A 4515-nucleotide genomic window follows, 5' to 3' on the forward strand; every position below is an offset into this window, starting at 1 on the left:
ACCGAAGGCGGCGTTCGGGCCAGTCAGCGGGCCGGCGACACCAACGAGAATATCAGCCCAGGCGCTGCCGCTGAAGGCAACCATAGCCGTCAGCGCGACCGCCGACAGAAGAGACTTTTTCATCTTGTTACTCCCAATTATCCGAGCGGGTCTCGTTACCAACCTGCGCAATGCCCACCATAGTTGCGCCGGTGTTTCTTTCGCACCGGCCGCGGCGGCCGGCGCGCGCTGTTCCCTTTATTTGGCTTTCCAGGAGAAAGGCGAAGCCTTCTCGTAGAGCCAATAGTAGTTATTGGTCATTTGCTTGGTCCGGTAGTACCGGAAACCTGCGGTAGCAAACAACAAAAGCACGATCGTGTCCACGACATAGTAGTGCAGGCTGAACATCGTGCCTTCGAAGAGGGCGTGGTGCACGAAACGGATGCCAAGCCCCAGCAACGCCACGTAGAGCAAGAGGCGCGGAAGCTCCTCCCAGCTCTCGGCGACGCTCTTTCCCGTTCTCCAGGCAGTCCAGCCGCCCAGAACACAGGTGATGAAGAGAAACTGCCAGATCGACACTTCTTCGTAGAGAATACCCTGCATGTCACAAACTCCAGATGCGACGCATCAATGGCGGCCGCCTTCGAGATAGGCGGCGCGAACTTCCGGATTGGCGAGCAGGTCCTTGCCAGAGCCGCTCATCGTCACCCGGCCGTTGACCATGACGTAGCCGCGGTCCGAAAGCTTGAGCGCGCCAAAGGCGTTCTGCTCGACGAGGAAGACGGTCAGCCCTTCCTCCTTGTTGAGTTTCTTGATCGCTTCGAAGATGCCCTTGACGATCAGCGGCGCGAGGCCGAGCGACGGTTCGTCGAGAAGCAGGAGCTTCGGACGGGCCATCAGCGCACGGCCGATCGACAGCATCTGCTGCTCACCACCCGAAAGCGTGCCGCCGCGCTGTGCCTGGCGTTCCTTCAGGCGCGGAAACAGCGTGAAGACCTTTTCAACGTCCTCGTTGAAGTGCTTCAGATTGTCGAGGCTCGCACCCATTTGCAGGTTTTCAAACACCGTCATGCGCGGGAAGATGCGGCGACCTTCCGGCGACTGCGCGATGCGCAACCGGGCGATCTCATGCGTCGGCATGCGGGTGATGTCCCGGCCCTCGAAGAAGACCGAGCCGGTGCGGGCCTGCGGGCTGCCGCAGATCGTCATCATCAAGGTCGACTTGCCGGCGCCGTTGGCACCGATCAGGCAGACGATCTCACCGCGGTTGACTTCCACATCGACGCCGCTCAGAGCCCGGATGTTGCCGTAGTAGGTCTCGACGGCTTTGACTTGGAGAAGAGGCGCCGTCATCAGTGAGTGCCTCCCGGTCCGCCTTCGATTTCCTCGATTTGTTCGATCACCTCTTCAACCTCTTCATCCTCGACACCCAGATAGGCCGCGATGACCTTCGGATCGTTCTTGACGAAATCCGGGGTGCCGTCGGAAATCTTCTGTCCGTATTCCAGGACCACCACGTGGTCGGAAATCTCCATGACCACGGACATGTCGTGCTCGATCAGCAGGATCGATGTGCCGGTATCGGCGCGGATGCCCTGCAAGAGTTCATTGAGCGCCAGCGATTCACGCGGATTGAGACCGGCGGCCGGCTCGTCCAGGCAAAGAAGCTCAGGTCCCGTGCACATGGCGCGGGCGATCTCGAGACGACGCTGGGCGCCGTAGGAAAGATCACCGGCCGGATCGTCGGCGCGGTCGATCAGCGATGCCTTTTCCAGCCAGTGCTTGGCAACGTCGATCGCTTCCTTCGAGGCCTGGCGATAGGCCGGAAAACCGAGCAGGCCAAGGAAAGTGTAGCCCGATGCCTGCATCAGCTTGTTGTGCTGCGCAACCAGCAGGTTTTCGAGCACCGTCAGGCCGGAAAACATCCGGATGTTCTGGAAGGTACGCGCCACCTTGGCATGCTTGGTGATCTCGAAGTCCGGCAGGCGTTCCAGCAGGTATTCCTTGCCGGCCTTCTGCTTCATCGTGATCATGCCCATCGTCGGCTTGTAGAAGCCGGTGATGCAGTTGAACACCGTGGTCTTGCCAGCTCCGTTCGGGCCGATCAGCGCGGTGATATCACCGCGATAGGCTTCGAAGGAGAAGTCGTTGATGGCCATGAGACCGCCGAAGCGCATCGACAGGTGCTCAACCTTGAGAATGGGGTCTTTTGTCATTGTCGTTGTCTCGCGGGCCATCAGCCATGCCCTTCCTTGGTGAAGCTGCCGGAGACGGCTTTGCGTTCGTGCAGGAAGGCTGTCGGTTCTCGTGATCCGACGAAGCCGCGTGGCTTCCAGACCATGACGACGACCATGGCCAGGCCAAAGATCAGCATGCGGTAGAGTTCAGGGGTGAAGTCCGGTCCGAAGACCATCTTCAGGAAGGACAGTTCACGCAGGATTTCGGTGCCGCCGATCATCACCGCCGCAGCGACGGCGATGCCGGTGAGTGAGCCCATGCCGCCGAGAACCACGATCGCCAGGATGACGGCCGATTCCAGGAAGACGAAGGACTCGGGCGAGACGAAGCCCTGACGCACCGCGAAGAACGAGCCGGCGATACCGCCGAACATGGCGCCGGTCGCAAAGGCGGTCAGCTTGGTCGTCACCGTGTTGATGCCGAGCGAGCGGCAGGCAATCTCGTCTTCGCGCAGCGCTTCCCAGGCACGACCGATCGGCATGCGGCGCAGCCGGATCGTCACGTAGGCCGTCAGCAGCGCCAGCGCCAGGATCAGGTAGAAGAGGAAGATCTTGTAGTAGGCCGACGACATCGGCAGGCCCATCAGCGCCGCGAAACCGTCCTTGGACGCGTCGAACTTGATGCCGAAGAGCGTTGCCTTGGCGATACCGGAGACGCCGAACGTACCCTTCGTGACCTCTGTCCAGTTTATGAGGACAAGTCGGATGATTTCCCCGAAGGCCAGCGTGACGATCGCGAGATAGTCACCCCTTAGCCTCAACACCGGGAAGCCGAGGATCATGCCCCAGAAGGCGGCAAGGATGCCGGCAACCGGCAACAGGATCCAGAAGGAAAGGCCGAAATAGGTCGACAGCAGCGCGTAGGAGTAGGCGCCGACCGCGTAGAAGGCGACGTAGCCAAGATCAAGCAGACCCGCCAGACCAACGACGATGTTCAAGCCCCAGGCCAGCATCACGTAGATGAGGATCTGGATGCCGAAGTTGTCGACCCACTTCAGCGAACCCTGCACGCCGACGAGCGCGACGATGATCGGCGGATAGACGAGCAGGAACGCAATGGCGAGCTTGGAGAAGTTGCGGCTGAAGAAGCTCTCTTCCTTTGCCACATCCTCCGCCTCAGCCTTGGCGGCCTTGCGACGGGCCATGGCCGGCTGGACATAGGCGACCATCAGGAAGCGGCCAACGGCAGCAACGATCACGAAGATCGCGAGCAGGCCCCAGCGTTGAGTCAGGATCAGCTCGTTGCGGATGTTCTGGTCGGACTTGAGGCCGACGAACAGCACGAAGAGACCGAGGGAAATCAGGCCCGCGAAGACAGCCTCGCGCAGGGCCCGCGCCGTCACGTCAGTGCCGGCGCTTGCAGTCGTAGAAGCAATGTTTGCCATGGAATTATACCTTCTCGACTTCCGGTCGTCCGAGAATACCAGACGGCTTGAAGATCAGGACGATAGCGAGAATGGAGAAGGTCGCGACGTCCTTGTAGTCGATGGTGAAATAGGCCGACCAAAGGGACTCGATGAGCCCGATCAGCAGTCCGCCGAGAACGGCACCCGGCAGCGACCCGATACCGCCGAGAACGGCGGCGGTGAACGCCTTGACGCCCGGAGTGAAACCGTCAGTGAAGACGACGACGCCATAATACATCAGATACATCGTACCGGCGACGGCAGCGAGCGCTGCACCCATGATGAAGGTCACCGAGATGGTGCGGTCCACGTCGACGCCGAGCAGCGCGGCCATCTTGCGGTCCTGTTCGGTGGCGCGCTGGGCACGGCCGAGAGGCGTCTTGTTGACGATGTACCAGAAGATGGTCAGCAGGATCGCCGTGATGATGATGATGATGATCTGCTTCAGCGAAATGGTGATGCCGAAGACATCATAGACCGAGGAGACGAGCGGCGGGATCGGCTTGTTGCGCGGGCCCTGCGTCACCTGGATGAAGTTCGACAATGCAATCGACATGCCGATTGCGGTGATCAGCGGCGCAAGCCGGAACGAACCGCGCAGGGGCCGGTAGGCCACCTTCTCGATCGTCCAGTTCCAGAGACCAGCGGTCAGCATGCCGACGACCATCATCAGCAGCAGCGCAAGTACAACCGGGACACCCCCGATGAATGTTGTGAGAATTAGAAAGACAATCAAAGCAGCGAAGCCGCCAAGCATGAAGATATCGCCGTGGGCGAAGTTGATCATGCCAATGATGCCGTAGACCATGGTATAACCGATTGCGATCATACCATAAATAGACCCAAGAGTCAGCCCATTGACGAGCTGCTGGACGAAATACTCCATCAATCTT

The 4515-nt window shown here is 60.0% G+C and carries 5 protein-coding genes and 1 pseudogene; all 6 read right to left on the reverse strand.

Annotated features, from left to right (window positions below; genetic code table 11):
- A pseudogene (locus VGO04_RS16290) lies at nucleotides 1–123 on the reverse strand (branched-chain amino acid ABC transporter substrate-binding protein); the annotation flags it as partial.
- Nucleotides 124–237: 114 nt separating this feature from the next.
- Nucleotides 238–582, reverse strand: a complete 345-nt coding sequence (locus VGO04_RS16295) for a DUF6867 family protein (protein WP_327497009.1) — start codon at nucleotides 580–582, stop codon at nucleotides 238–240.
- Nucleotides 583–606: 24 nt separating this feature from the next.
- On the reverse strand, nucleotides 607–1332 hold the full coding sequence (locus VGO04_RS16300) for an ABC transporter ATP-binding protein (RefSeq protein WP_327497010.1): 726 nt from the start codon (nucleotides 1330–1332) through the stop codon (nucleotides 607–609).
- Nucleotides 1332–2216, reverse strand: a complete 885-nt coding sequence (locus tag VGO04_RS16305) for an ABC transporter ATP-binding protein (RefSeq protein WP_327497011.1) — start codon at nucleotides 2214–2216, stop codon at nucleotides 1332–1334. The genes VGO04_RS16300 and VGO04_RS16305 overlap by 1 nt, the downstream gene beginning before the upstream one ends.
- Nucleotides 2216–3601 (reverse strand): high-affinity branched-chain amino acid ABC transporter permease LivM, encoded by a 1386-nt coding sequence (livM, locus tag VGO04_RS16310; protein ID WP_327497012.1) that lies wholly within the window; start codon nucleotides 3599–3601, stop codon nucleotides 2216–2218. The genes VGO04_RS16305 and livM overlap by 1 nt, the downstream gene beginning before the upstream one ends.
- A gap of 4 nt (nucleotides 3602–3605) precedes the next feature.
- Nucleotides 3606–4508, reverse strand: coding sequence for a branched-chain amino acid ABC transporter permease (locus tag VGO04_RS16315; RefSeq protein ID WP_327497013.1), 903 nt, complete (start codon nucleotides 4506–4508; stop codon nucleotides 3606–3608).
- Between the last annotated feature and the right edge of the window lie 7 nt (nucleotides 4509–4515).

The sequence above is a fragment of the Ensifer sp. genome, from assembly GCF_035999185.1.
Classification (GTDB): Bacteria; Pseudomonadota; Alphaproteobacteria; order Rhizobiales; family Rhizobiaceae; genus Ensifer.

Bases quoted from the DNA above. Each gene is read 5' to 3' on its own strand.
- VGO04_RS16295 (WP_327497009.1), bottom strand. From the start codon at position 582: ATGCAGGGTATTCTCTACGAAGAAGTGTCGATCTGGCAGTTTCTCTTC.
- VGO04_RS16315 (WP_327497013.1), bottom strand. From the start codon at position 4,508: ATGGAGTATTTCGTCCAGCAGCTCGTCAATGGGCTGACTCTTGGGTCT.
- VGO04_RS16300 (WP_327497010.1), bottom strand. From the start codon at position 1,332: ATGACGGCGCCTCTTCTCCAAGTCAAAGCCGTCGAGACCTACTACGGC.
- livM (WP_327497012.1), bottom strand. From the start codon at position 3,601: ATGGCAAACATTGCTTCTACGACTGCAAGCGCCGGCACTGACGTGACG.
- VGO04_RS16305 (WP_327497011.1), bottom strand. From the start codon at position 2,216: ATGGCCCGCGAGACAACGACAATGACAAAAGACCCCATTCTCAAGGTT.